Annotated in this window: 26 protein-coding genes; 11 read left to right on the forward strand and 15 right to left on the reverse strand. The window is 64.5% G+C overall.

The genetic code is table 11. The features are described from left to right. The coding region (locus HZZ16_RS32165) for a methyl-accepting chemotaxis protein (protein ID WP_197954205.1) at window positions 1-1,663 on the reverse strand (1,663 nt) is incomplete at its 3' end. 214 nt (window positions 1,664-1,877) lie between these two features. Here HZZ16_RS32165 and HZZ16_RS32170 point away from each other — a divergent pair. Both HZZ16_RS32170 and HZZ16_RS32175 read left to right on the forward strand, forming a co-directional pair. Further along, window positions 1,878-3,044, forward strand: a complete 1,167-nt coding sequence (locus HZZ16_RS32170; RefSeq protein ID WP_197954207.1) for an FIST N-terminal domain-containing protein — start codon at window positions 1,878-1,880, stop codon at window positions 3,042-3,044. A 5-nt stretch (window positions 3,045-3,049) separates the two neighbouring features. After that, window positions 3,050-4,405, forward strand: a complete 1,356-nt coding sequence (locus tag HZZ16_RS32175) for a hybrid sensor histidine kinase/response regulator (protein ID WP_197954300.1) — start codon at window positions 3,050-3,052, stop codon at window positions 4,403-4,405. Window positions 4,406-4,506: 101 nt separating this feature from the next. Here HZZ16_RS32175 and HZZ16_RS32180 read toward each other — a convergent pair whose 3' ends face one another. Then, window positions 4,507-4,974: a MarR family winged helix-turn-helix transcriptional regulator gene (locus HZZ16_RS32180; RefSeq protein WP_246510566.1), complete on the reverse strand. Its 468-nt coding sequence runs from the start codon at window positions 4,972-4,974 to the stop codon at window positions 4,507-4,509. A 193-nt stretch (window positions 4,975-5,167) separates the two neighbouring features. Here HZZ16_RS32180 and HZZ16_RS32185 point away from each other — a divergent pair, with 193 nt between their 5' ends. After that, window positions 5,168-5,845 (forward strand): VOC family protein, encoded by a 678-nt coding sequence (locus HZZ16_RS32185; protein ID WP_197954217.1) that lies wholly within the window; start codon window positions 5,168-5,170, stop codon window positions 5,843-5,845. A gap of 36 nt (window positions 5,846-5,881) precedes the next feature. Here the strand turns inward: HZZ16_RS32185 and HZZ16_RS32190 are convergent, their stop codons facing one another. The 6 genes from HZZ16_RS32190 to HZZ16_RS32210 all read right to left on the reverse strand — a co-directional run bounded on the left by HZZ16_RS32190 (window position 5,882) and on the right by HZZ16_RS32210 (window position 11,309). Then, the gene (locus HZZ16_RS32190) at window positions 5,882-6,583 is read right to left on the reverse strand and encodes a response regulator (protein WP_197954301.1); all 702 of its coding nucleotides are present in this window, start codon (window positions 6,581-6,583) and stop codon (window positions 5,882-5,884) included. Beyond that, a complete protein-coding gene (locus tag HZZ16_RS38005; protein WP_283815887.1) occupies window positions 6,583-6,714 on the reverse strand; it encodes a hypothetical protein in 132 nt (43 codons plus the stop codon). The genes HZZ16_RS32190 and HZZ16_RS38005 overlap by 1 nt, the downstream gene beginning before the upstream one ends. Beyond that, a complete protein-coding gene (locus HZZ16_RS32195; protein WP_197954218.1) occupies window positions 6,711-7,403 on the reverse strand; it encodes a response regulator in 693 nt (230 codons plus the stop codon). The genes HZZ16_RS38005 and HZZ16_RS32195 overlap by 4 nt, the downstream gene beginning before the upstream one ends. Window positions 7,404-7,556: 153 nt before the next feature. Continuing rightward, entirely contained in the window at window positions 7,557-8,753 is a 1,197-nt protein-coding gene (locus tag HZZ16_RS32200) for a c-type cytochrome (RefSeq protein WP_197954219.1), read from the reverse strand. Between the two features lie 141 nt (window positions 8,754-8,894). Continuing rightward, the gene (locus HZZ16_RS32205) at window positions 8,895-10,610 is read right to left on the reverse strand and encodes a PQQ-dependent methanol/ethanol family dehydrogenase (protein WP_246510567.1); all 1,716 of its coding nucleotides are present in this window, start codon (window positions 10,608-10,610) and stop codon (window positions 8,895-8,897) included. Between the two features lie 249 nt (window positions 10,611-10,859). Then, window positions 10,860-11,309 carry an SRPBCC family protein gene (locus HZZ16_RS32210; protein WP_197954220.1) on the reverse strand — a complete coding sequence of 150 codons (450 nt, stop codon included), beginning with the start codon at window positions 11,307-11,309 and terminating at the stop codon, window positions 10,860-10,862. Between the two features lie 539 nt (window positions 11,310-11,848). Between HZZ16_RS32210 and HZZ16_RS32215 the strand changes: the two genes are divergently transcribed. The 4 genes from HZZ16_RS32215 to HZZ16_RS32230 all read left to right on the forward strand — a co-directional run bounded on the left by HZZ16_RS32215 (window position 11,849) and on the right by HZZ16_RS32230 (window position 16,895). Further along, window positions 11,849-12,334, forward strand: a complete 486-nt coding sequence (locus tag HZZ16_RS32215) for a (2Fe-2S)-binding protein (RefSeq protein WP_197954221.1) — start codon at window positions 11,849-11,851, stop codon at window positions 12,332-12,334. A gap of 83 nt (window positions 12,335-12,417) precedes the next feature. Beyond that, window positions 12,418-14,760, forward strand: a complete 2,343-nt coding sequence (locus tag HZZ16_RS32220; protein WP_197954224.1) for a xanthine dehydrogenase family protein molybdopterin-binding subunit — start codon at window positions 12,418-12,420, stop codon at window positions 14,758-14,760. A 15-nt stretch (window positions 14,761-14,775) separates the two neighbouring features. Continuing rightward, window positions 14,776-15,576: an FAD binding domain-containing protein gene (locus tag HZZ16_RS32225; RefSeq protein ID WP_197954226.1), complete on the forward strand. Its 801-nt coding sequence runs from the start codon at window positions 14,776-14,778 to the stop codon at window positions 15,574-15,576. Between the two features lie 209 nt (window positions 15,577-15,785). Next, the gene (locus HZZ16_RS32230) at window positions 15,786-16,895 is read left to right on the forward strand and encodes a CaiB/BaiF CoA transferase family protein (protein WP_197954229.1); all 1,110 of its coding nucleotides are present in this window, start codon (window positions 15,786-15,788) and stop codon (window positions 16,893-16,895) included. Between the two features lie 215 nt (window positions 16,896-17,110). Here the strand turns inward: HZZ16_RS32230 and hppD are convergent, their stop codons facing one another. Further along, entirely contained in the window at window positions 17,111-18,229 is a 1,119-nt protein-coding gene (gene hppD, locus HZZ16_RS32235; protein WP_197954230.1) for a 4-hydroxyphenylpyruvate dioxygenase, read from the reverse strand. A gap of 121 nt (window positions 18,230-18,350) precedes the next feature. Between hppD and HZZ16_RS32240 the strand changes: the two genes are divergently transcribed. Together HZZ16_RS32240 and HZZ16_RS32245 are read left to right on the forward strand one after the other, a co-directional pair. After that, entirely contained in the window at window positions 18,351-18,830 is a 480-nt protein-coding gene (locus HZZ16_RS32240) for an Lrp/AsnC family transcriptional regulator (RefSeq protein WP_197954231.1), read from the forward strand. A 74-nt stretch (window positions 18,831-18,904) separates the two neighbouring features. Beyond that, window positions 18,905-19,216 carry a DUF1272 domain-containing protein gene (locus HZZ16_RS32245; protein WP_197954232.1) on the forward strand — a complete coding sequence of 104 codons (312 nt, stop codon included), beginning with the start codon at window positions 18,905-18,907 and terminating at the stop codon, window positions 19,214-19,216. A gap of 122 nt (window positions 19,217-19,338) precedes the next feature. On the opposite strand, the gene fahA is transcribed toward HZZ16_RS32245, so the two are convergent. From fahA to HZZ16_RS32270, 5 genes are all read right to left on the reverse strand, one after another. Beyond that, complete coding sequence (fahA, locus tag HZZ16_RS32250; protein WP_197954233.1) at window positions 19,339-20,607, reverse strand: fumarylacetoacetase; 1,269 nt, start codon at window positions 20,605-20,607, stop codon at window positions 19,339-19,341. Between the two features lie 194 nt (window positions 20,608-20,801). After that, on the reverse strand, window positions 20,802-22,148 hold the full coding sequence (gene hmgA, locus HZZ16_RS32255; RefSeq protein ID WP_197954234.1) for a homogentisate 1,2-dioxygenase: 1,347 nt from the start codon (window positions 22,146-22,148) through the stop codon (window positions 20,802-20,804). Window positions 22,149-22,150: 2 nt separating this feature from the next. After that, window positions 22,151-23,107 carry an MBL fold metallo-hydrolase gene (locus tag HZZ16_RS32260; RefSeq protein ID WP_197954235.1) on the reverse strand — a complete coding sequence of 319 codons (957 nt, stop codon included), beginning with the start codon at window positions 23,105-23,107 and terminating at the stop codon, window positions 22,151-22,153. Window positions 23,108-23,125: 18 nt separating this feature from the next. Continuing rightward, window positions 23,126-23,350, reverse strand: coding sequence for a DUF2783 domain-containing protein (locus tag HZZ16_RS32265; RefSeq protein ID WP_197954237.1), 225 nt, complete (start codon window positions 23,348-23,350; stop codon window positions 23,126-23,128). 8 nt (window positions 23,351-23,358) lie between these two features. After that, on the reverse strand, window positions 23,359-24,990 hold the full coding sequence (locus HZZ16_RS32270; RefSeq protein WP_197954239.1) for an FAD-dependent oxidoreductase: 1,632 nt from the start codon (window positions 24,988-24,990) through the stop codon (window positions 23,359-23,361). A 111-nt stretch (window positions 24,991-25,101) separates the two neighbouring features. Between HZZ16_RS32270 and HZZ16_RS32275 the strand changes: the two genes are divergently transcribed. Together HZZ16_RS32275 and HZZ16_RS32280 are read left to right on the forward strand one after the other, a co-directional pair. Then, window positions 25,102-25,644 (forward strand): MarR family winged helix-turn-helix transcriptional regulator, encoded by a 543-nt coding sequence (locus tag HZZ16_RS32275; RefSeq protein WP_197954241.1) that lies wholly within the window; start codon window positions 25,102-25,104, stop codon window positions 25,642-25,644. 231 nt (window positions 25,645-25,875) lie between these two features. Then, window positions 25,876-26,106, forward strand: coding sequence for a hypothetical protein (locus HZZ16_RS32280; protein ID WP_197954243.1), 231 nt, complete (start codon window positions 25,876-25,878; stop codon window positions 26,104-26,106). Window positions 26,107-26,223: 117 nt separating this feature from the next. Here the strand turns inward: HZZ16_RS32280 and HZZ16_RS32285 are convergent, their stop codons facing one another. After that, window positions 26,224-26,733 (reverse strand): methyltransferase family protein, encoded by a 510-nt coding sequence (locus tag HZZ16_RS32285; protein WP_197954244.1) that lies wholly within the window; start codon window positions 26,731-26,733, stop codon window positions 26,224-26,226. Window positions 26,734-26,854 lie beyond the last annotated feature (121 nt).

Raw genomic sequence — 26,854 nt, forward strand, 5'->3', positions numbered from 1 at the left:
ACTTCACCTCGCTCGCCACGACCGCGAAGCCGCGGCCGGCCTCGCCGGCGCGGGCGGCCTCGATGGTGGCGTTGAGCGCGAGCAAATTGGTCTGCTCGGCAATCGCGGTGATCAGCTTGACCACCTCGCCGATCTGCTGGGCGGCATGCGACAGCTTGCCGATGCGGCCGTCGGTCTCCTTGGCCTGCATCACGGCAGCCTCTGCGATGCGGCTGGAATCGCGCACCTGGCGGCCGATCTCCTCGACCGAGGCCGACAGCTCTTCGGTCGCGGTCGCGACCGACTGCATGTTGGAGGAGGCCTGCTCGGAGACGCCGGCGACCTGGCTCGACAGGCTCTGCGTAGTCTCGGCGGTGCGGGTCAGCGTCGAAGCCGCCGATTCCAGCTGCACGGCCGAGGCCGAGACGTTGGAGACGATGGCGCCGACCGCGCTCTCGAAATCGTCGGCAAAGCGGATCAGCTCGGCGCGGCGGCTTGCGGCCTGCTCGCGGTTCTGCGCTTCGCTGGCGGCGGCATCGCGCTCGGCCTTTGCAACGGCCTGGATCTTGAACTCCTCGACGGCGCCGGCCATTTCGCCGATCTCATCCTTGCGGCCGAGACCCGGCAGCACCACGTCGAAATTGCCCGAGGCGAGCTCCCGCATCGCCTTGCACATCGCGATCATCGGCCGCGAGATGCCGGTGCCGAGCAGGAAGGCGAGGACCGCACCGAGCAGCGTGCCGCCGACGGCCAGCATCAGCACCAGTTGCTCGGTCTGCCCAATGGTCGCCGCCGACTCCGAATCCAGCCGCTGCTGCTCGGCGACGAGGTCCGCCTTCATGGCGGTGGCGCCTTGCTGGATCGCGCCAGCCGAGCCGCTCATGTTGGTGACGAGGTCATCGACGAGCTTGGCGTTGGCGATCAGCTTCTCCAGCGCCTCGCGATAGGCGCCGAGCAACGCCTTGGCATCTTTCAGCCCGGCGACGATCTTGTCGTCCATCGAATAGACCGCGCCGAGCGAGTTCTCGACGAATTTCAGCCGTGCCAGCGCGCTGGTGGCGATCGCCTGGTCGGACGTCAGCACGAAATTGGTCGCCGCCGCACTCGCGGTCTGGAACTGGGCATTGACCTGCTTGGTGCCGAACTCGATCGCCTGCGCTTCGGCGTCGGAGGCGTTGTTGCCGATGTCGTCGAGCTTGTATTTCAGGAGGTTGGCGTTGCGCTGGAGCTGGTTCTGCACCAGCAGCGCGCTGTCGCGCTTGGCCTGGAGCACCTTGGCGAAGGTCGCGGAGAAGTTGGAAAACTCCTTGGCGAGCTTGCCAAGGCTTTCCTGCCGCGCCGGCTTCGTGGCGGCCTTGACGGCCTGGTCGATGGCGTTCTTCAGGCTGGCCTCGGCATCGAGCGCCGCCTTGGCGTCGTCTTCCTTGCCGGTGACGACGAAATATTTGGCGGCCGAACGATAGGCGAGCAGCTCACGGTCGATATTGCGCGCGAGATCGGCCTCCGACACGCTGCTGCGGTAGGATCCGACCCCGGAGGCGACCCGCTCGAAGCCGAAATAGGAAAAGGCCATGCTGCCGGCGGAGATCACCAGCACGGCGGCGAAGCCGAGGATGATTTTTGCGCGGAACTTGAGGGTCGGAAATAGTGCACGCTTCGACGGCGATGCGGTACGCCCGGACATTCCCAACCCCCGTTCATGTTCTTGCAGCGATTCTGCGGTCCGGAAGCAGCCCTTTCCGAACGTTGCGCAAAATTAGGGCAGAATCGTCAAGGGGTGGTAAACCCATCGGGGCATACGGGGAGCGGGTGCCGTGTTGCGGCTCACCGGAAAACGCCCTACTCTCGAATACTTATCAGGCACTTGGCATTAGACCGAGCCTCGAGGGAGAAACCGAGTGGGGCAAACCGATTTTCGGTTTGGCGGTGCGTCTGGCGTTGCCGTGGCCAAGTCGAAGGCCGCGAGCGTCGATGACGCCGTGGCCGAGCTGGCGGCCCAGCTCCCGTCCGACGGGCTGGCGCTGATCCTGGTGTTCCTCTCCCCCAGCTACGACCCCGATCGCTTCATTGCCGAGATCAGCCGGCAATTCGATGACACCCAGGTCTGCGGTTGTACCACCGCGGGCGAGCTTGCCCCCGATGGCTGGGACGAGAACAGCGTCGTGGCACTGGCGTTCAGCCGCGCCGACTTCTCCGCGGTGGTGCGCCCCATCTTCAACCTCGACAGCTTCCGCGTCGAGGACGGCCGCAGGATCGGCGGCGAGCTCCGGCACGAGCTGTTGCGGGCCACGCCGCAGGTCGAGCGCGGGAATCCCTTCGGCCTGGTCCTGATCGACGGGCTGTGCCGCCGCGAAGAAGCGGTGATGTCCGCGATCTATGCATCGCTTGACGATATTCCGGTCGTCGGCGGGTCGGCAGGCGACGGGCTACGCTTCGAGAAGACGTTCGTGTTCTTCGACGGCAAGGCACACAGCAATGCCGCCCTGCTGATCCTGCTGAACACCTCGTTGCCGTTCCGCGTCTTCAAGTGCGACAATTTCGAGCCGCAGGCGCAGAAGATGGTGGTGACCGAGGCCGACATCGAAAACCGCACGGTCCGGGAGCTGAACGCAGAGCCTGCTGCGCAGGAATATTCGCGCGTGGTCGGCATCATGGACGCCAAGCTCGATCCGTTCTCCTTCGCCTCGCATCCGGTCCTGGTGCGCGTCGGCGGCGCCTATTACGCGCGCTCGATCCAGCGCGTCGAGCCGGATGGCTCCCTGCATTTCTTCTGTGCTATCGACGAGGGCATGGTGCTGACCGCGGCGACGTCGCGAAGCCTGGTCGGTGCGGCCCGCGAGACGTTCGCCGACATCCGCGACCAGATCGGAGACGTCTCGCTCTATATCGGCTTCGAATGCCTGCTCCGCCGGCTCGATGCCGAGCAGCATCAGCTCGCCCGCGACATGTCGGAGCTGTACCGGCAGAACCGCGTGGTCGGCTTTCACACCTACGGCGAGCAGTTCGGCTCCATGCATGTGAACCAGACCTTCACGGGAGTTGCGATCGGAAGGCGCCCGTCGTGACGGACATGTGGCAGGGCCCCGATGCGATCGACCAGCTCAGGCGCGAGGCCGCCAAGCTGAGGAAGATCAATGCCGCGCTGATGTCGCGCGTCGAGCGCTCGATGGACCAGCAGCTCAACGCCTTTTCATTGTTCGAAACCGCCATCGCGCTCGACCACAAGGTTCGGGACCGGACGCATCAATTGCGCGAGGCGCTGCATTCGGTCGAGCGCGCCAATGAGGGTCTCTACCGCGCCAAGCAGCAGGCGGAGGCGGCAAGCTCGCTGAAATCCTCCGTGCTGATCTCGGTCACCCACGATCTGTTGCAGCCGCTCAACGCGGCGCGTCTGACCCTGTCCGCGCTGATGGAGATGATGGAGTGTCAGGAAGCGGGCGTACTGATCGACCAGGCCAACCGCTCGCTGGTGATGCTGGAGGACCTGCTGCGCTCGCTGCTGGAGATCGCCAAGCTCGATGCCGGCGCGCTCAAGCCCGACGTGCGCGCGATCGCGCTGGCGCCCCTGTTCGAGCAGCTCCGCAACGAGTTCGAGCCGATCGCCGCGCGGCAAGGCCTGTCCTTGCGCATCCGCCCCGCTCAGCTCGCGGTGATGTCGGATGCGATGATGCTGCGGCGGATTCTGCAGAACCTGCTCGCCAATGCCATTCGCTATACCCGCAGCGGCGGCGTCGTGATGGGATGCCGGCCGCGCGGCGGCCAGATCTGCGTCCAGGTCTCCGACACCGGACCCGGGATCGCGCAGGCCCAGCAGGAAGCGATCTTCCGCGAATTCCAGCGCGGCGATGCCACGGCGGCCGACCAGGCCGGCTTCGGGCTCGGCCTCTCCATCGTCCGCCGCTTCGCCAGCGCGCTCGGGCACGAGGTGCGGCTGTCGTCACAGCTCGGCAAGGGATCGACCTTCACCCTGGAGCTGGAGCCGGCCGACCTCGCTGAGGTCGCCGACGAGGTGCAGGAGGTCGAGCCCACCGCGCGTCACTACGATTACAGCGGGCTCGAAGGCGCCAAGATCCTGCTGATCGAGAACGATCCGAACGGCTCGGACGCGATGGCCGCGCTGCTGGAGGAATGGGGCTGCGATGTCGCGACCACGCGATCGGCCGCGGATGCGCTCGTGCGCCTCAGCGAGCTCGGCGGCGCGCCCGATGTCGTCATCGCCGACCTCCATCTCGATCACGGCGAGAGCGGCCTCTCGGCCATCACCGACGTGCGGGAGCATTTGAAGCTCGACGCGCCCGCCATGATCATCACCGCCGACTATTCCGAGCAGGCGGCGAAGCAGGCGAGCCTCCAGGGCCTCGAAGTGCTGAAGAAGCCGATCAAGCCGGCGGAGATGCGGGCGCTGCTGTCGTTCCTGCTGAGCTGAAGCGCGGATGATCTTCGCCTCGTCCTCCTTGCGGCGGGGCTATCGGACGTAGCCAAGACAAAAATATCGAAAACAACCCCATGCAAAGTAGACGGGGCCTGTCACTCCTCCTCCATCGCCTTGATTAAATTGTCGCGGAGCCTGACGACGCTTTTCTGCAGCCGCGCGAACTCATCCGGCTTGAGTCCGCTCGACTTCACGAGATTCATGTGCATGCCTTTCTCGCGGAGGCGTCGGCCGGCGTCGGTGAGACTGACGCGCACCTGCCGCTCGTCGGCGGGATCGCGCTGGCGGCGCAAATAGCCCATCGCCTCGAGCTTTTTGAGGATCGGCGTCAGGGTATTGGATTCCAGGAACATCTTGTCGCCGAGTTCGCGCACGGTTTGGTCGTCCTGCTCCCACAGCGCCACGATCGCAATCCACTGCGGGTAGGTTAGGCCGAGTTCATCGAGGCCCGGCTTGTAGGCTCGTCCGTAGGCGAGGTTGGCCGAATAGATCGCGAAACACAGGAAATCGTCGAGGCGCCGGTCGCCCTCGGCCGGTTTCGGTTTCGGCTTCTGATTGGTCATTGAATCGTCTCTGGAATCGGCCCTGGGACCGTTCTTCAGGCTCATTGGGGCAACCCTTTCCGACACGGACATGTGAAGTTCCGCACGCATATATATCGCGTCCGATTAAATCGGAAGATTGACATTGAGGCTCCACGTTATTTTATATAGCGCACACGAATATATCGTAAACGATCTAATTTAGGAGAGAGCAATGTCTGCCCGCAATGCCAACGAGACCACCCAAGCGCCAACGATCGACATGAAGCTCGAAGTCGTCGTCATCCCTGTTTCCGACGTCGATCGCGCCAAGAAGTTCTATGCGAACCTCGGATGGAGGCTCGACGCCGATTTCGCGGGGCCTGACGACTACCGCGTGATCCAGTTCACACCGCCCGGCTCCCCCTCCTCAGTCATCTTCGGCAAGAACGTGACCGCGGCGGCACCCGGCTCCGCCCAGGGCCTGTACCTGATCGTCTCCGACATTGAAGCCGCGCGAGACGATCTGCGAGGTCGCGGTGTCGAAGTCAGTGAGGTCTTCCACGCTGAAGGCGACGTACACACCGGACCCGACGAGCCTTATCTGTTCGGGCGCCGTCGGATTGTTGGCCTAGATCCCGCGCGCGCCAGCTATCGCTCGTACGTCTCGTTCAACGATCCCGACGGCAATGGCTGGCTGTTCCAGGAGATCACCACGCGATTGCCGGGACGCGTAGAGGCAGGAGGCACAACATTCACCTCCTCGTCCGAGCTCGCGAGCGCGCTCCGACGTGCGGCTGCGGCACACGGTGAGCACGAGAAGCGGAACGGCGGTCAGTACGATGCGAACTGGCCGGACTGGTACGCCGACTACATCGCCCGCGAGCAGGCCGGCCAGCCGTTGCCGGCTTGAGCCGCGGCTCGCCTCGTTCCGACGACTGACGCCGGACTATCCCGAGGGGGAATCGGCCTGCGAACGCTCCCGCTTCAGGCCGGCCCCCTCGCCGGCCAGCGTCGCGAAATCGATCCGGGACATTTCGACGATGGCCTTGGTGCGGCTAAGCACGTTGAGCTTGCGCAGGATGTCGGAGACGTGAACCTTCACCGTGGTCTCGGAGATATTCAGCTCGAAGGCGATCTGCTTGTTCTGCAGGCCGCGCTTGAGCATTTCGAGCACGCGCAATTGCTGCGGGGTCAACTCGTGCAGGCGTTTCAGGAGATCCTGCGCCGGGCCGGCGGCGCGTTGCGGGCGGACCAGCCCGCGATAGGCGGCAGGGACACAGACCGCGCCGCGCAGCACCTCGCCGATCGACTGCGCCAGCTCCTGCTTGGAGGACGATTTGAGGATGTAGCCGGAGACGCCGAGCGACAGGGCGCCGGACATGATCTGCGGATCCTGATGCCCGGACACGATGACGACGGGAATCCTGGGAAAGGCCTTGCGGATGCGGATGATACCCGACAGGCCCGTGGTGCCCGGCATCGACAGATCGAGCAGGATCAGGTCGAGCTCGGCAGCCGCCGCGGCCTGCTCGAGCGCCCCGTCGATAGACGTCGCCTGAAGGATCTCGGCCGCCGGCGCCACCATCTGGAGCGCCCCCTCGAGGGCCTCGCGAAACAACGGATGGTCTTCGACGATCAGAAATCGCATCACACGTGAGCCATTCCTGGTTGATTGCCTGGTTGATTGGTCAGATGATCGACGGGTTCGACGCCGAAACGAGAATGTCGCAGCCGGACCAGACCGGCTTGATCCAGATCAAGCAGGATGTTGCGCGTCATTGCGGCCGCCCACGGTCGGCCCGCGCATAGGGCCGGGCCTTGGGATCCGGCAGGTCCACCTTGCCGATCTCGATGATCGCCTTGTTGCGGCTGAACAGGCCGAGCTTGCGCAGAATTTCGGTGATATGTGCCTTCACGGTGGATTCGGCGAGCTGAAGCTCCTGACCGATCTGCCGGTTCGGATAGCCGCGCCGCAGCAGATCGAGCACGCGAAGCTGTTGCGGCGTGAGCTCGCGCAGCTTGACCTCGATCGCCTTGCTGGCCTCGGCCCGGCGCCGCTGCGGCGTTGCCACGAAATCCTTCGGCACAGACACCGATCCATTCAGCACGCCCTCGATCGATTGCGCCAGCTCGCGCTTCGACAGCGACTTCGGCAGGAAACCGGCGGCCCCCAGCTCCAGCGCCTCGCGGACGACGCGCTGGTCCTCCTCGCTCGACACGATCGCGACCGGCAGGCGCGGATGGGCCTCGCGCAAGCGCAGAAAGCCGGAGAAGCCGGTCGCATCCGGCAGCAGGAGATCGAGCAGCGCGAGGTCGATGCCCTCGCCCTGCTCGGCCGTCAGGATGTGAAGGGCGTCCTCGATCGACATCGCCTCGAAGATCCGCGCCTCCGGCAAGGCCAGCCGCACCGCATTGCCGAGCGCCTCGCGAAACAGCGGATGATCGTCGATGATCAGGAAGCTGGTCATGGCGCCTTCACAGGACTGCACCGCCGAATGCTGCGCCGTAGGGACATCCGCCGCCGCAGCGGAAGCGGCGGAACCATCCGGCATCCGTCCGGCACCGGGACGGTGCCGGATCAACGCTACCACATCCTCCTGATCGGGTTCGGTCAAGACCGTTCAGTCGTTCGATTCGGTCTGGACCGTCAGCAGGAAGGAATAGATGCTGTTGAACTGGTCCTCGGTATAGACCTCCTTCCAAGCCGGCATGCCCTTGTTCGGCCGCCCCTCGTGCACGGTGGTCCAGTACTTCTCGCGCATCTCGTCGCCGTAGCGGTGACGCAGCAGCCGCAGATCGATCTTGCGCTCGCTCTGGATCGCATCGGGACCGTGGCAGTGCGCACAGGTTCCGTTGAAGATCTCCTTGCCCGCGCCGACGGCCTCGGTGCCCGGCGCAACCGCATCGCCCTTGATCTCGGTCGCCACGACATTGGCGACCTGCGCGACGCCGGCTCCGCTTCCCGTGCCCGTCGTCACCGGCGCTGGCGTCGGCGCCGCGCCGAAGCGAACGGGCGCGCCGGTCGGCAAACCGTATTTCACGGCGAGCTCGCCGATCTTGCCTTGAAGCTGCGGCAACACGGCATTGACGCGGTCGCGCAACTCGGTCGAGGTCTTGGCAAAGCCGATGGCAGCATCCCATGACAGGCCTTCGCCCTCGGTGAGCTCGATCTGGTAGCGGCCGTCGTAGCTAGTCTTGTTCAGCCAGCCGGCGACCGGTCCCCAGATGAAGGCGACGTCGGCCCTGCCCTGGTCGAGCGCCTGCATGCCTTCCTCGGGCGACAGCACCGTCACCTTCTGGATGTCGTCGCGGCTCGCGAGCAGGTTTTGCGGCGTGCTGGCGAATTGCACGGCGACGCGCTTGCCCTTGAGGCCGTCGATGCCGCCGACCGCCGCGCCCTTCGTAGATTCCTTGGCGGCCACGAGGGCATAGCCCTCCTTCGCGAAGGTGTCGGAGAAGATCACGGCCGGACCCATGAAATCCTCGGACCGCGGCAGCCCGATCATGGCGTCGCATTGCTTGCCGAGCAGCGTGACGCGCACGGTGCGCTTGCCGAAATAGGATTTGTACCAGTCATAGGCGATCGGCCGGCCGAGCGCCTGCGCCAGTGCTTGTCCGATCTCGACGTAGAAGCCCGGCTTCGACGAACTGTCGCTCGAGAATGGCAGGTTGGTCGGATCGGCGCAGAGACGGAACGGCTGCGCCGCCTCGGCCTGCAGCGGCGAGGCCGGAACGATCAGCGCTGCGGCGGCACATGCGAGCAGAGCTGCGATAGCGCGATGTCGGTTCGCACCGGTGGCGGAATGATTCGGACACATCCTCGTCTCCCTTGCGTTGGTTTGTTGCGCCGGAGCTTGTTGAGCCAGGCGCGGCGGCACAAGGCACCGCCCGATGCCGCAGCTAAACTTTGGAGAAAGCGCGCGCGTATCCCGTCACCTCGAGGATACGCGCGCGAGTGGTCACTGGACGGAGAACACGAAGAGCGAACCGCCCTCGGGGGCTGCGGCCGTCATCTTCTTTCCTACCTCGCCCAGGAACGCAGGCAGCGCAGCGGTGCGGCCGACGACGATGGCCACATATTGCTTGCCGTCGACCTGATAGGTCACCGGGCCTGCGCCGATGCCGGAGCCGAGATTCTTGCTCCACAGCACCTTGCCGGACTTCGCATCGATGGCGCGGAAGTCGCCATGGATGTTGCCGGCAAACACGAGGCCGCCGCCGGTGGTCAGCGTGCCGCCGTTGAAGGGCAGGTCTTCCTTGATCGACCAGACCTTCTTCTGCGCGACCGGATCCCAGGCCACGAGCTCACCGAGGAAGCCGCCGGGGCCTTCCTTGGTCGGGAATTCGGCGCCGAGATAGAACACGCCGCGCTTGTAGGCGACATCGCTGACCGACCAGTCCATGCAGACATTGTTGGACGGGATGTAGACGAGGCCAGTCTGCGGATTGAACGACATCGGCTGCCAGTTCTTGCCGCCGATCAGATTCGGGCAGATGTCCTTGGCGGGATGATTCGGCCCGGGACGCTTGTCGGGATCCTCGACCGCGCGCATCGTGGCGACGTCCCACTTCTGGGCCCAGTTGGAGAACACGTATTTCTCCGCCGACAACACCTTGCCGGTCTCACGGTTGGCGACGAAGAAGAAGCCGTTGCGGTCTGCCTTCATCAGCGCCGGCACGGTGCTGCCGCCGATCTTGAGATCGGCGAGAACGGCTTCGTTGACGCCATCATAGTCCCAGGCGTCGGCCGGCGTGGTCTGGATGTGCCACTTGATCTTGCCGGTGTTGGGATCGAGCGCGAGCGTCGAGGCGGTGTAGAGGTTGGTCAACTTGCCGAAATTGCCGTCGCCGGTCGAACGCACCGCCGTGTTCCACGGGCCGGGATTGCTGGTGCCCCAATAGACCGTGTCGCTCTTCGGATCGTAGGAACCGACCAGCCAGGCCGCGCCGCCGCCATGCTGGAAGGAGTCGCCCTTCCAGGTGTCGCCGCCGGGCTCGTCCGGGGACGGAACGGTGTAGGTCTGCCACACCTGCTTGCCGGTGTTGATGTCGAAAGCCAGCAGCGCCCCGCGCACGCCGTATTCGCCGCCGCCGAAACCGGTGATGACCTTGTCGCGCACGACGAGCGGCGGCGAGGTGATGACCGAGCCCTGCTTGTAGTCGACCACCTTCGCCGTCCACAGCGACTTGCCGGTCGCGGCATCGAGCGCCGTCAGCTTGCCGTCGAGGCGGCCGACGAAGAGCTTGCCGTCGGCATAGGAGACGCCGCGGTTGTTCACGTCGCAGCAGGCATATTGCAGCACGTCCTCGGGAATCTCGGGCTCCCAGGTCCATTTGCGCTGCCCCGTCGCCGCATCGAGCGCATAGACGTATTTCGGCCCCCACGAGCTCGAAACGTACAGCGTGTTGCCGATGACGATCGGCGAGGATTCGTTCGAACGGAGCGAGGCCAGCGAGAAGGAGTAAGCGAGCGTCAGCTTGCCCGCGTTTTCGGTGTTGATCTGCTTGAGCGGGCTGAAGCGCGTGTTGCCGTAATCGTGGCCGGCAACGGCCCATTGATTCGAATCGGATTGCGCCTTGAGCAGCGAGTCGTTGGCGCGAACGCCCGGTGTGACGGCGGCGAGCATCGCAATCATGGAGATGCCGGCCAAGAAGCCCTTCGTTCCAAAGGTCATGTATTCCCTCCGCGATGTTGTTGTGCACGCCTCGTTGGGCGCCCGAGCGGCTTGCGCCCGTGATGCGCAGTTCGCCTGCGAGCCATCGTTCGAAATTACAGCATCGCCTTTTCGCGCTTAGTATAGGCGGAAGGTAGTAGTGCAAATCATTGGCGGCTTTCGCCGCTCATCTCGTTGTCCCGCCTCGCGTCCTGCCCTTATTTTGCAGCTCGAAATGCGCGCTCGAATCAAGGCGGCGGCGCGCATCAATCACGATGATGGCGCTACCAGGCCGGCAAAACTCTCAAAGAAGTTCGCGGCGAGTTTTCGCGAGGTCGAGTCGATCAATCGCGAGCCGAGCTGAGCGAGCTTGCCGCCAATCTGCGCATCGGCCTCGTAGTGCAGGATGGTGACGTCGGGCGCTTCTTCCTCCAGCCTGACCTTCGCGCCGCCCTTGGCAAAGCCGGAGACGCCGCCGGCGCCTTCGCCGACGATGCGATAGCCGTTGGGCGCATCGATATCGGTCAGCGTCACCTTGCCGCTGAACGTCGCCTTGACCGGGCCGACCTTCAGCACCACGGTCGCCGTCATCTCGGTCGGCGATGCCATCTCGAGCGATTGGCAGCCGGGAATGCAGCGCCTGAGAATATCGGGATCGTTGAGCGCAGCCCACACCGTTTCCTTCGACGCTGGGATCCGCTGGCTGTCGTTCATCTGCATCGCTTCCACCCTTGTTGCCGTTTTGCTTGTACGGCTCGACTAGGAGGACGGGCGGCTGCGTTCAATCGCCAGGAAGTACTAGGCGGCCGCCCGCCGGCCTCGCCCCACGCATGGGTTCGCTGCATTGCCGTAAGCAAAATCAAAGGCTTAAGTCGTCTCGTCCTACTACCAAGATCGCGATTACAAAGGCGGGAGCGCATGCTCCAATTCGCGCAACGAGCAGGACATTCGAGGGAGGAACGACGCACGACCGGGCTGAGCCCGGGGCAAACGGCAAGGGTGATCACCGCACGCACGACCAGGTCACGCGCCTGATATCGTGGCAGCCGAGCACGCCATCGCAGCGGCGACTTCCGCGTGTCTCCCGCAATGTCGCAGCACGTGATGGCGGCGGCACGAGGCATCGTGGCCGAATCGCACATCTGCGACCGTCACACGATGACCCTTCCATGACCGCGGCCAGCAAAAACCCAGTTGCAAAGTTTCGTTCGCGCTGTCTCTAATTAGAACCAATCAAAATCACTTTGGGAGGACTTCACGTGTCTACAGTCAAACTGACGGTCAACGGCAAGGCCGTTGCTGTCGATGTCGAGGACCGCACGCTGCTGGTCCAGCTCCTGCGCGATCACCTCAACCTGACCGGGACCCATGTCGGCTGCGACACCAGCCAGTGCGGCGCCTGCGTCGTGCACATGGACGGCCGTGCGGTGAAATCCTGCACCATGCTGGCAGGGCAGGCCGACGGCGCCACCATCACCACGATCGAGGGCATCGCCAAGGGCGACGAGCTGCACCCGATGCAGGCCGCCTTCCGCGACAATCACGGCCTGCAGTGCGGCTATTGCACGCCGGGCATGATCATGTCGGCGATCGACATCGTGCACCGCCATGGTGGAAAGCTCGACGAGGCGACCGTCCGCACCGAGCTCGAAGGCAATATCTGCCGCTGCACCGGCTATCACAACATCGTCAAGGCCGTGCTGGATGCGGCCGGCCGCATGAAGGTCTCGCAAGCGGCCGAGTAAGCGGCGCGCCTCGAAAGAAATTCACCGCTTGCTGCTTTCGAAGGAAAGCGCAGTCATAAAATTTCCGGTCGGGAGGACCAGACATGGGTGTTGAAGGCATCGGCGCACGCGTCGTGCGCAAGGAAGACAAGCGTTTCATTACCGGCAAGGGCCGTTACGTCGACGACATCAAATTGACGGGCATGACCCATGCCTATTTCATCCGCAGCCCGCACGCGCACGCGAAGGTCAAGAAGATCGATTCGTCCGCGGCGCTGAAGATGCCGGGCGTGGTCGCAGTGCTCACCGGCCAGCAGCTGGTCGACGACAAGGTCGGCAACCTGATCTGCGGCTGGGCCATCACCTCCAAGGACGGAAGCCCGATGAAGATGGGCGCATGGCCGGCGATGGCGCCGGAGACGGTGCGCTTCGTCGGGCAGGCCGTCGCGGTCGTGATCGCCGAGAGCAAGAATCTCGCGCGCGACGCGGCGGAAGCCATCGTCGTCGACTACGAGGAGCTTCCCGCGGTCGCCGATATGCGCGCCGCCATCAAGCCCGGCGCGCCGCAGCTTCATCCCGAGGCCCCCGGCAACCAGGTCTATGACTGGGTGATCGGCGACGAGGGCGCGGTGAATGCCGCCTTCTCGAAAGCCGCCAATGTGGTGAAGCTCGACGTTACCAACAACCGCCTCGCGCCGAATGCGATGGAGCCGCGCGCGGCGATCGCCGATTACGACAGCGCCGAGGAGCACTTCACCCTCTATACGACGTCGCAGAACCCGCACGTCGCGCGTCTCGTGCTGTCGGCGTTCTACAACATCGCCCCCGAGCACAAGCTGCGCGTGATCGCCCCCGACGTCGGCGGCGGCTTCGGCTCCAAGATCTTCATCTATCCCGAGGAGATGGTGGCGCTGTGGGCCTCGAAGAAGGTCGGCCGTCCCGTCAAGTGGACCGGCGACCGCACCGAGGCCTTCCTGACCGACGCGCATGGCCGCGATCACATCACCCATGCCGAGATGGCCTTCGACGCCAACAACAAGATCATCGGCCTGAGGGTGAAGACCTACGCCAATTTCGGCGCCTACATGTCGCTGTTCTCGTCGTCGGTGCCGACCTATCTCTACGCGACGCTGCTGTCGGGCCAGTATAACATCCCAGCGATCCATGCCGAGGTGATCGGGGTCTACACCAACACCACCCCGGTCGACGCCTATCGCGGCGCGGGCCGCCCGGAGGCGAGCTACCTGATCGAACGGTTGATGGAAACGGCGGCGCGGCAGCTGAACGTCGATCCGGCCCAGTTGCGGCGGACCAACTTCATCACCCAGTTCCCGCACCAGACGCCTGTCATCATGGCCTACGACACCGGCGACTTTAACGCGTCGCTCGACGCGGCGATGAAGGCGATCGACTATGCCGGCTTCCCTGCCCGCAAGGCCAAGGCGAAGGCCGACGGCAAGCTGCGCGGCATCGGCGTGTCATGCTACATCGAGGCCTGCGGCATCGCGCCGTCGAAGGCGGTCGGCAGCCTGGGCGCCGGCGTCGGCTTATGGGAATCGGCCGAGGTGCGCGTCAACCCGGTCGGCACCATCGAGATCCTCACCGGCTCGCACAGCCACGGCCAGGGTCACGAGACCACGTTCTGCCAACTCGTCGCGGAGCGCCTTGGCGTTCCGATCAGCCAGGTCTCGATCGTCCATGGCGACACCGACAAGGTGCAGTTCGGCATGGGCACCTACGGCTCGCGCTCTGCGGCCGTCGGCCTCACCGCGATCCTGAAGGCGATGGAGAAAGTCGAATCCAAGGCCAAGAAGATCGCCGCGCACGCGCTGGAGACGTCGGAGGCCGACATCGTCATCGAGAACGGCGAGTTCAAGGTAACCGGCACCGACAAGGCCATCGCCCTGCCGATGGTCGCGCTCGCGGCCTACACCGCGCACAACCTGCCTGACGGGATGGAGCCGGGCCTGAAGGAGAGCGCCTTCTACGACCCGACCAACTTCACCTTCCCGGCCGGCGCCTATATCTGCGAGGTCGAGGTCGATCCCGGCACCGGCAAGACCTCGTTCATCAACTTCGTCGCGGCCGACGATTTCGGCCGGCTGATCAACCCGATGATCGTCGAGGGCCAGGTCCATGGCGGCCTCGTGCAGGGTATCGGGCAGGCATTGCTCGAGCATGCGATCTACGATGCCAACGGCCAGCCGGTCACGGCCTCGTTCATGGATTACGCCATGCCGCGCGCCGACGACGTGCCGTCGTTCAACCTGTCCCACACCACGACGCTGTGCCCTGGCAATCCCCTGGGCATCAAGGGTTGCGGTGAGGCCGGCGCGATCGGGGCGTCGGCGGCCGTGATCAACGCGATCACGGATGCGATCGGCAAGAACAATCTGGAAATGCCCGCAACCCCGGATCGGGTGTGGCGCACGATCCACGCGGCTTAAAGAGGAGCATCGAAGATGTACCAGACCACCTATCATCGCGCCTCCTCGGTCGACGAAGCCGCCAGCCTGTTCGCCAAAGGCAGCGAGTCGAAGTTCCTCGCCGGCGGCCAGACGCTGCTGCCGGTCATGAAGCAGCGCCTCGCAGGTCCATCCGACGTCATCGACCTCGGCAGGATCAAGGAGCTGCAGGGCGTCGAGCTGTCGGGCGACACGCTGACCATCAAGGCCGCGACGGCCTATTACGACATCATGACGAATGCCGACGTGAAGCAGGCGATTCCTGCAATCGCCTATCTCACCTCAGTTCTCGGCGATCCCGCCGTGCGCTACCGCGGCACCATCGGCGGCTCGATCGCCAACAACGATCCAGCCGCGGATTTCCCGGCGGCGCTGCTCGCGCTCGGCGCGACCGTGAAGACCAACAAGCGGTCGATTGCGGCGGATGATTTCTTCCAGGGCCTGTTCACGACGGCGCTCGAAGACGGCGAGATCATCACCGCCGTGTCATTCCCCGTGCCGGCGAAGGCAGGCTACGAGAAGATGCGGCATCCGGCCTCGCGCTTCGCGCTGACCGGCGTGTTCGTGGCGCAGACAAAGTCGGGCGACGTTCGCGTTGCCGCCACCGGCGCCTCGCAAACCGGCGTGATGCGGGTGCCGGCGATCGAAGCCGCGCTGAAGGCGAACTGGTCGCCATCGGCGATCGACAGCGTGACGATTTCGGCAAACGGATTGCTGGCCGACATCCACGGCACGGCGGAATATCGCGCCAATCTGATCAAGGTGATGGCACAACGCGCGGTCGCTGCTGCTCGCTGACAGTTCGGCTTAGCGTCTCCACGCAAATTTTCCGCGGCGCGCACTTCGGTGTGCGCCGTTTTATTTTGGCCGTGCGGCATGAAAACCGCTTGCCTCGCTGGCGTGAAGGCGAGAAAAGTTAATCGGCCGATTAACTCGCTCAACAGAAGAAGCGTCAGAGGCGATTGCCGCATCAGGCGCATGCGCCCGCGACCCGAGGAAACAACAACGTGCTCGACAAACCAGCTCCCACCTCGACCGTCCGCACCTCCGGCCCGCTCTCGGGCTTCCGCATCGTCGAATTCGCCGGCATCGGGCCCGGTCCGTTCGCCTGCATGATGCTGGCCGACATGGGCGCCGATGTCGTCACGCTCGACCGCGTCGGCGCGAAGAAGAGCATGACGTCGGTGGCGGGGCGCGGCCGCAAGGTGATCGAGCTCGACCTCAAGGACAAGGCGGCGATCGCGCAAGTGCTGGATCTGCTCGGGAGCGCGGACGCGCTGGTCGAGGGTTTTCGCCCCGGCGTGATGGAGCGGCTCGGGCTCGGGCCGGACGTTGTGCTCGCGCGCAATCCGAAGCTGGTCTATGGCCGCATGACCGGCTGGGGCCAGGAAGGCCCGCTCGCCAATGCGGCCGGCCACGACATCAACTACATCTCCATCACCGGCGCGCTCGCCGCGATCGGCACGGAGGAAGCGCCGGTGCCGCCGCTCAACCTGGTCGGCGATTTCGGCGGCGGTGCGCTCTATCTCGTCGTCGGCGTGCTCGCCGCGCTCTTGGAAGCGCAGAAATCGCGCATGGGCCAGGTGGTGGACGCGGCGATGTGCGACGGCGCGGCCTCGCTGATGTCGTTCTTCTTCGACATGACCACGATGGGACGCTGGACCGAAGGGCGCAACCAGAACTTCCTCGACGGCGGCGCGCATTTCTACGGCGTCTACGAATGCGCCTGCGGGCACTTCGTCTCGATCGGCTCGATCGAGCCGCAATTCTACGCGCTGCTGCGCGAGCATGCGGGCCTAACGGATGCGGATTTCGACGCGCAGATGGACCGCAAGGCCTGGCCGGCGCTGAAGGAGAAGCTCCGGTCCGTGTTCAAGAGCAAGACGCGCGAGGACTGGTGCAAGATCATGGAAGGCACCGACATCTGCTTCGCGCCGGTGCTGACCATGTCGGAGGCGACGAAGCATCCGCACATGGTCGCCCGCAACGTCTTCATCGAGCGCCACGGCGTGAAGCAGCCGGCACCTGCGCCGCGATTCTCGCGCACGCCATCGGCCGCGCGCGAGCCGGAGGCGGCGGAGATCGCTGCGGTGATGAAGGCCTGGGCGGGGCGCTAGACTCTCTCTGTCGCGTCAAACTCCGCCGTCGTCCCGGACAAGCGAGCGTAGCGAGCGCTGGTCAGGGACCCATAACCACAGGGAGTGGTTTGGCGAAGACCCGGAGTTGTCAGCTCGCACTGCCCCACATCCTGTGGTTATGGGTCCCGGATCTACGCGCGCTTGTCCGGGACGACAGCTTTGGATGACGCGCGAGCGGGCTATCGCGCGGCAGCCTACGCCGCGTTCCCCACCTTCAATACCCCGCGCCGGATCTGGTCCTCCTCGATCGATTCGAACAGGGCCTTGAAATTACCCTCGCCGAATCCATCATCGCCCTTGCGCTGGATGAACTCGAAGAAGATCGGGCCGATCGCGTTGGCCGAGAAGATCTGCAGCAGCACCTTGGTCTGGCCGCCATCGACCACGCCCTCGCCGTCGATCAGGATGCCGTTCTTCTTGAGCCGCGCGACGTCTTCGCCATGCTTGGGCAGGCGCGCGTCGATCTTCTCGAAATAGGTGTCGGGCGGCGACGGCATGAACGGCAGGCCGGCCTTGCGCAGGCCTTCGATGGTGCGGTAGATGTCGCGGCAGCCGCAGGCGATGTGCTGGATGCCCTCGCCGCGATAGGTCTGCAGATATTCCTCGATCTGGCCGGAATCGCCGGCGTCCTCGTTGATCGGAATGCGGATCTTGCCATCGGGGCTGGTCAGCGCCCGCGAGAACAGGCCGGAGGCGCGGCCCTCGATGTCGAAGAAGCGGATCTGGCGGAAGTTGAACAGCTTCTCATAGAAGCCGGCCCAGACATTCATGCGTCCGCGATGGACGTTGTGGGTGAGATGGTCGAGATAGAACAGGCCGGCGCCAACGGGTTTGGGATCGCGCTCCCCTAACCATTCGAACTCGGCGTCATAGGCCGAGCCCTTGGCACCGTAGCGATCGACCAGATACAGCAGGCTGCCGCCGATGCCCTTGATCGCGGGCACGTCAAGCGTCTTCTGCGCGGAGGATACGTCGGCCGGCTCGGCGCCGAGGGCGATCGCGCGGTCATAGGCCGCCTTGGCATCGACGACGCGGAACGCCATCGACGGCGCACAGGGGCCGTGCGCGGCGACGAAATCGGTGCCGTGGGTGCCCGGCTCCTCGTTGACGAGATAGTTGATGTCGCCCTGGCGATAGACCGTGATCTTCTTGGTCCTGTGGCGCGCGGCGGGCGCATAGCCCATCAGCTTGAACAGCGCGTGCAGCTCTTCCGGACGGGGATGGGCGTATTCGACGAACTCGAAGCCGTCGGTGCCCATCGGGTTGTCGGCACTGATCGTGGCAGGCGGTGCATCGTGCGGAAACGGACCCATGGTGTTCTCCCAAATGGCTGCTGGCAGGAACTATCCTTCATGGGACGCGCAAGGAGCGTGCAAACGGGACGTCGATTGGTTAATGTATGCACGATCCGTGCACCGAATGGGCCAAACACGCATGATCTCCGTGGATGCCTTCGACCTCAAGATCCTCAGTGCGCTGCAGGACGACGGCCGCCTTACCAACCAGGAGCTGGCCGACCTTGCGGGCCTGTCGGCCTCGCAATGCTCACGGCGGCGAATGCGGCTGGAGGAGGAGAAGGTGATCGCGGGCTATCACGCCGACCTCTCCAGCGAGGCGCTCGGCTTCGGCGTGATCGCCTTCATCCAGGTGGGACTGGCGACACACTCGCCGGACAACTCGAAACGCTTCCGTGCGCTGGTGAACCGGATCGACGAGATCCAGGAGGCGTATTCGCTGACGGGCGACGCCGATTATGTCCTCAAGGCCGTGCTGCGCGACCTCAAGGGCCTGTCCGACCTCGTCAACGACGTCCTGATGCCGCACCAGAGCGTGGCGCATGTGCGCTCCTCGATCGTGCTGGACCGGCTGAAGGAGAGCTCGAAGCTGCCGCTCAAGGAGATCAATCCCGGCTGAAATCGAGGGAACTATGGCATTCGCGCTGGCTGCACGATCTGCGATGATCGCAGCTCTAGTTGCGGAGATTCAACATGGCGCTCCAGCTGCGACCGAACTGCGAATATTGCGATTGCGATCTGCCGCCCGACGCAACCAATGCGCGGATCTGCTCCTATGAATGCACGTTCTGTGCGGACTGCGTCGAAACCAAGCTGTTCAATGTCTGCCCGAATTGCGGCGGCGGCTTTGCCCCGCGCCCGATCAGGCCGGCGCAGGAATGGCGGCCGGGCGTGTGCACCGCCAAGCAGATGCCGTCGGACAAGCGGGTGCATCTGAAGTACAGCGTGGAGGATGTCGCGGCGCATTGTGCGCGGGTGCGCGACGTGCCGCCGGAGCGGCGGTAGGCTCTGCCCACGCCGTCATTGCGAGGAGCCCTTGCGACGAAGCAATCCAGGCTGCCGCCGCGGAAAGATTCTGGATTGCTTCGCTGCGCTCGCAATGACGGAGGTTGTGGTGGCGACCGCGGCTACTCCGCCGCCAATATCGTCCCCTCGACCTCGCCGAACCCCACGCGATAGCCGTTGCCCTGGCACCAGCCGCGCATGACGAGGCTGTCGCCGTCTTCGAGGAACGAGCGCCTGGCGCCACCTGGCAATTCGACCGGCTCGGTGCCGTTCCAGCTGATCTCGAGCAGGCTGCCGCGCTGGTTCTTCTCCGGGCCGGAGATGGTGCCGCTCCCTAAGAGATCGCCGACATTCATGGCGCAGCCGCTAGACGCGTGGTGCATCAATTGCTGCACCGAGGACCAGTACATGTACTTGAAATTGGTGCGGCTGATGCTGGCGGGCGCATTGGCACCTGCAGCGCGCAAGGAGACGTCGAGCTCGACGTCGTAGTTCTGGGGCCTCGTCTGCTTGAGATAATCGAGCGGCACCGGCTGCTGCTCCGGCCCGTTCAGGCGGAACGGCTCCAGCGCCTCGCGCGTCACCACCCAGGGGCTGATCGACGTCGCGAAGGCTTTTGCCAGGAACGGGCCGAGCGGCACATATTCCCATTGCTGGATGTCGCGTGCGCTCCAGTCGTTGAGCAGCACGAAACCGAAGATCATTTCCTCCGCCTGCTGCTCGCTCAGCATGCCGCCCATCGGCGACGGCTGGCCGATCACGACGCCCATCTCCAGCTCGAAATCGAGCCGCTTGCACGGCGCAAAGCTCGGCAGCTCCACATTCGGCGGCTTCAGCTGCCCGCGCGGCCGCTTCACTTGGGTGCCGGAGACGACCACGGTGGAGGCGCGGCCGTTATAGGCGATCGGCATGTGCAGCCAGTTCGGCTGCAGCGCATTGTCCTTGCCGCGGAACATGACGCCGACATTGGTGGCGTGCTCTTTCGAGGAATAGAAGTCGGTGTAGCCGGAGACGGTGAAGGGCATGTGGAGCTTCGCATCGCGCATGGGAACAAGAGCGTGCGAACGCAACTGCTCGTTGTCGCGCAGCTCCGGATTGTCGTGTCGCAACAGCTCGCTGATACGCGCACGGGTTTTCGACCAAACCTTCGGACCCAGATACATCAGAGCGTTTAGTCCTCCAGCAAATGTGCCGGGTTCGCCCGCACTGATCAGGCCATCTTGCTCAAGCTCCCAGAGATCAAGCACGTAGTCGCCAATCGCTACGCCGAGGCGCGGGGCGCGGCCATCCTTGGTCGAGAACACGCCATAGGGCAGGTTCTGGATCGGGAAGTCGGACGAAGGATCGACTTCGATGAAGGAGCGGAGGCTGGGGTCGTTGGGGTGGGGCATTGGTTTTCCGTTGCGGAGCGGTGACGGTTTCACCCTCCCCTGGAGGGGGAGGGTCGGTTCGCATGAAGCGGAGCGGAATGCGAAACGGGGTGGGGTGATCTCTCCGCTCGGGCACCGCCTCAATGGAGAGACCGTCACCCCACCCCGCTCGCTGACGCGCGCGACCCTCCCCCTCCAGGGGAGGGTAAGAGGCATCACGGCTTGCTCGGATCGAACCGCTTCTCCAGGCCCTTCCAGCAATCGGCGTAATCGTCCTGCAGCGTCGAGGACTTCGCGGCATGGGCGGTGACGCGCTGCGGGTAGCGGGTCTCGAACATGAAGGCCATGGTGCCGGTCAGCTTCACCGGCTTCAATTCGCCGTTGCTGGCGTGATCGAAGGCGTCGCGGTCGGGGCCGTGCGGCAGCATGCAATTGTGCAAAGAGATGCCGCCGGGGACGAAGCCCTGCGGCTTGGCGTCGTAGACGCCGTAGATCAGGCCCATGAACTCGCTCATGATGTTCATGTGGTACCAGGGCGGGCGGAAGGTGTTCTCGGCGACCATCCAGCGCTCGGGGAAGATGACGAAATCGATGTTCGCGGTGCCCGCGGTCTCCGACGGCGAGGTCAGCACCGTGAAGATCGAGGGATCGGGATGGTCGAAGCCGATCGCGCCGACCGGAGAGAAGGTGCGCAGATCATACTTGTACGGCGCGTAATTGCCGTGCCAGGCCACCACATCGATCGGCGAATGCGGCAGCCTGGTCTTGAACAGCGAGCCGCCCCATTTCACGTAGAGCTCGGTCGGCGTGTCCTTGTCCTCGTAGTTTGCGACCGGCGTCAGGAAGTCGCGCGCATTGGCGAGGCAATTGGCGCCGATCGGCCCGCGCTCCGGCAGCGTGAAGGCGCCGCCGTAATTCTCGCAGAGATAACCGCGCGCCGGGCCGTTCGGAATCTCGACGCGGAACTTGACGCCGCGCGGGATCACCACGATCTCGCCGGGCTCGGCGTCGATGCGGCCGAACTCGGTGACGAGGCGCAGATTGCCCTGCTGCAGCACGAACATCAGCTCGCCGTCGGCGTCGTAGAAATGCTGGTCCACCATCGACTTGGTGATGAGATAGACATGCGCGGCCATGCCGGCCTGCGTATTCACATCCCCCGCCGTCGTCATGGTCTGCACACCCTGGACGAAGGTGACCTCCTCCTCCGGCAGTGGCGTCGGATCCCAGCGCAGCTGCGCGATCGGCAGGTCGTATTCGTGGCACGGCGCCGAACGCCACAGGCCGGCATCGACCTTCTCGAAGCGGCCGGAATGCTTCACGGAAGGGCGGATGCGATAGAGCCAGGAGCGCTCATTGCTGCCGCGCGGCGCGGTGAAGGGCGAGCCCGAGAGCTGCTCGGCATAGAGCCCGTAGGCGCAGCGCTGCGGCGAGTTGCGCCCGATCGGCAGCGCGCCCGGCAGCGCCTCGGTCTCGAAAGAGTTGCCGAAGCCGGACATGTAGCCCGGCGTCACCTGGGCCGAGCTGCGGATGATCTGGTCAGGCGAGGTATTGATGTTCATGACTATCCTCCTCCTTGCAGGGCGGCCCACATTTCCTGGTCGCGCTTGTCGGTCCAGATCACGGGGTCGTCTATACCGGACGCTTCGTCGTAGGCGCGCGACACGTTGAACGGCAGGCAGTGCTCGTAAATGGCAAAGCTCGAGAATTTCGGATCCATCACCTCGCGCGTCGCCGCCATGGATTCCTTCAGCGTGCGGCCCCTGGCGACCGAGATTTCGGCCGCGCCGTAGAGCGAAGTGACGAAGTCGCGCGTCATCGCGATAGCCTCGCGCACCGTGGCGGTGCCCTTCAGCGCATCGCCACGGCCGGGCGCGATCGCCTTCGGATTGAAGTTGCGGATCTCGTTCAGCGTCATCGGCCATTCGCGCAAATGCGCATCGCCGCAATAGCAGGCCGAATGATATTCGATGAGGTCGCCGGAGAACATCACCTCCGCATCCGGCACCCAGGCGACGATGTCGCCCGAGGTGTGGCCGGCGCCCAGCTGCATCAGGCGTACCTCGCGCTTGCCGAGATAGATCGTCATCTCGCCTTCGAAGGTCAGCGTCGGCCAGGTCAGGCCGGGGATGCTGGCGGCATCCTGGAACAGGCGCGGAAAGCGGCCGTACTCGGAATCCCAATCCTGCTGGCCGCGCTCCGCGATCAGCCGATGGGTCTCCTGCGAGGCGACGATGCCCTGCGCGTGATAGGCGGAGGCGCCCAGCACGCGCACGGCGTGGTAATGCGACAGCACGACATATTTGATCGGCTTGTCGGTCACGGCGCGGACCCGCTCGATCACCTTGTTCGCCATCGCCGGCGTCGCCTGGGCGTCGAACACGAGGCAGCCATCGTCGCCGACGATCACGGCCGTGTTGGGATCGCCCTCGGCGGTGAAGGCATAGAGATCGGTGCCGATCTCGGAGAAGGTGATCTTCTTCTCGGAGAGATCGCCGGTGGATGCGAAGTTCTTCGCCATGCGTTCGTCCTTACGGGGTTATTGTTGTTGCTGCTGTTGCTGCTGACCGTCGATCATACGGCGCCTGGCGAGTCCGATCGCCTCGCGCAGCACGTCGATGTCGCCGATATGGTTGGCGAGGATCAGCACCAGCGCCGCGTCGAAATCGGCGCTCTGCTCCTCGGTCAGGCCGCGATGCGCCTCGACCATGGCGCGGAAGGCATCGTCGGGGCGCGCGAAGTTCGAGCTGGTGGAGAGCGGCATGCGAAACCTCAATTCAAGCCTGCGGCCCGCGACAGCGCCGCCGCGATCGCCTCGCGCGTCGGATGGCGGAAGCGCGCCGCGACATAACCATCGGGCCTGAGCAGATAGGCTGCGCCGGGCCCCGCGTCGTAGCGCCTGGCGGCGAGGCCGGAGGGGTCGCCCAGTCCTTTCTCGCCACCGATACGGATATTCTTCATGCCGTCGGGCGCATCGGGCGCAACGCCGTTGCTGAACGACAGCAGGGTGAAGTCCGTTCCGTCCTTACGGAAGGCGTCCGTCAGATAGCCCTGCTCGGCAATTGGCGCATCGAGCATGGAGCAGCCGGGCCGAGGTCCACCGGCCCACGCATCGGCATCGGGTGAGGACAGCGGCGTATCGTAGCTGCACGGCACCGACAGCCGGCCGCCATTGACCATGCGCTTGCCGAACTCGGTCTCCTTGGCCAGTGACAGCACCGCCTTGCGCAGCCGCGCCTCCTGATGCGAGTTCGGCGCCATGAAGTCGGTCGAGCGGGTGGATTCCCGGATGTTCTCGTCGGCCGCCATGCTGCGCTCGATATGGTAGCTCTCCAGCAGGCTCGCAGGCGATTTGCCGCGCAGCACGCGGTCGAGCTTCCAGGACAGATTCTCCGCGTCTTCGAGTCCCGAGTTCGCGCCACGCGCGCCGAAGGGCGAGACCTGATGCGCGGAATCGCCGGCGAAGATCACGCGGCCATGGATGAAGCGGTCCATCCGCCGGCACTGGAATTTGTAGAGCGAAATCCACTCGAACTCGAACTTGTCGTGGCCGAGCATGCGCGCGATCCGCGGCCGCACGTTTTCCGGCTTCTTCTCGAGAACCGGATCGGCATAGCGGTTGAGCTGAAGGTCGATGCGCCAGACGTCGTCGGGCTGCCGGTGCAGCAGCGCCGAACGCCCGGCATGGAACGGCGGATCGAACCAGAACCAGCGCTCGGTCGGAAATTCCGCGGTCATCTTGACGTCCGCGATCAGGAACTGATCCTCGAACACCTGGCCGGCGAATTCCGCCCCGACCATCTGCCGCAGCGAGGAGCGCGCGCCGTCGCAGGCGATGACATATTGCGAACTCAGGCGATAGGCGCCCTCCGGCGTCTCGATCGTCAGCGCTACGGAATCGTTGCGCTGCTCGAGCGCCGTCACCTTGTTGCGCCAGCGCAGGTCGATCTCCGGCAGCTCATTGATGCGATCGACCAGATAGGCCTCGGCGTAATATTGCTGGAGATTGATGAAGGCCGGCCGCTTGTGACCGTCTTCGGGCAGGAGATTGAACTGGTACAGCTGCTGTTCGCCGTGGAAGATCCGCCCGACACTCCACACCACGCCCTTCTCGACCATGCGGTCGCCGACGCCGAGCCGGTCCCAATATTCCAGCGAGCGTTTCGAGAAGCAGATCGCGCGCGAACCCTCGCCGATGCGGTCAGCATCATCGAGCAGCACGACGCGCTGGCCGCGCTGGGCAAGATCGATCGCCAGCGACAACCCGACCGGGCCTGCACCGACGATCACGACCGGATGCTCCGCGGGGCTCGAGGCGGAGCGGTCCTGATCGGGGTGACGGCGATAGCCGAACTGGGTCTTGGCTTGAGCGGTCTTGGCGTGAGGGGTATTGGCCGGCGCCATACACGAACCTCGGCTCTGGTCAGGACAGGATTGATCTGCTAGATAGTCTCACGTGCAACTATTTTGGACCGGAGCCGGCCGGCCGTCAACTGGAATTCGGAGGCGCTCTCCTTGGCGAGGACATCCAGCGACATTGCGTTCAAAGCGCGCGCGGCCAACGAGGCTTTGGCGCGGCCAAAGCCGCGGCTCGATCTGTTCAAGTTCGTGCCGTTCCGTCTCAACCGACTCGCGGCGGAAGTCAGTTCCGCGCTGTCCGTCGAATATCAGGAGCGCCACGGCCTCGACATTCCGGCCTGGCGCGTCATCGCCACGCTCGGCTTCCGCAATGATGCCTGCAGCGCGCAGTACATCGCGCAGTGCACCCGCACGCACAAATCCACCATCAGCCGCGCGGTGACGACGCTGCTTAGCGACGGCCTGATCGAGCGGGTCGAGAACGCAGCCGACCGCCGTGAATTCCGGCTGCAACTGACCAGGAAGGGCCGCGCGCTCTACGAGGAGCTGTTCCCGCAATTGCTGCGGCGGGAGGACGAGATCCTCGCCTGCCTCTCCGCGCAGGAGCGCAAGCAATTGTCGGCCCTGCTCGGCAAGATCGAGCAGAGCCTCGATCTGATCCAGACCAGCGAAGAGGCCGACGCCAAGCAGGCGTACTAAATTGGCGGCTCGAAAATCCCTCCGCGTTGTTGGTGGGAGTCCTGCCGGAACTCGCTGCCCCCGCGACAGCAGACTGTTTGCGTGTTCCTCTGTGAACACATCATTCACAATGGAACGGCGGCCCTTCATGGGAACGGCCTTCAGCGCTGTTCGCCGGTCAATTCTTCCCGAAACCAAACCCCGCGCCAATCGTTGGCCCCGTGCGCTGTCACTTCTCAGAGGAGGTGCCAAATGAAGCGAATTATCCTCGCGCTCGCCGCGGCAGCCACATTGGCTGCGGGAGCGGTGACAACGGCGAATGCCGTGGAGTTTGGCGTCGGTCCAGGCGGCGTCTATGTGGGCCCCGACCGGGACTACGGCTACTACGATCGGGACTACCGCGGTAGCTGCCGAACCATCGTCGAACACCGAACCAATCGCTTTGGTGAGGACGTTGTGGTTCGCCGACGCATCTGCGATTGATCGCAGTGAGTGATTAAGCTTTGGCCCCGACGCGCATCAGCGCGTCGGGGCCTCATCTTAGGGGTCGCGAAGACGCTCCTTTGACCCACAGCCGAGCTTCGACGGCATGCTCATCAATCAGGACGACGCCGACGTCGGGCCGGGCAAGCGTGGCAACCAGCGCGACACATTGGCGCAATAGGTGTCGTACTCCGCTCCAAATGTCCTGCGCAGCGTCGGCTCCTCATAAGCCAGCACGAAGATGTGGAAGCCGATCCACAGTAGCGCGCCGTACACCAGAAGCCCTGTGTTTCCGAGGATCAGTCCCTGGCCAAGTACAATCGCCACCAGGGCAAGATAGATCGGATTGCGGACATAACGATTGGGGCCGGTGATCACCAAATGTTGCGTTGGTGCGACCGGCGCTGGCGTGCCGCCGCCTTGCAGCACAAATCGTATGAAGGTTTCGACCAGCACCGGAATGCCGAGCAGGATCAGAACCCCGCCGAACCATCGGATAATCTGGAGATCGAAGAACGGCGCTTGCAGAAGCCATTGCGAAATCCACCACGGCACGACACCGGCGACCGTCGTGGGGGCAATCAGAAAAAAGACCGCCGACCCCAGAGCTGCCGAGCCTCTGGTCATGATGTTGCTCCGGCCTCGCAAATCTGAGCGGGCACCCGCGATAGAACCGCGGTCACGCCTCATCGTAGCAGCCGGCAGTTGGGGCGACTAGGATTGACTGGCCGGGGTCGCACCGCTCACG

It is taken from the genome of Bradyrhizobium glycinis (assembly GCF_016031655.1).
Lineage (GTDB): Bacteria > Pseudomonadota > Alphaproteobacteria > Rhizobiales > Xanthobacteraceae > Bradyrhizobium > Bradyrhizobium glycinis.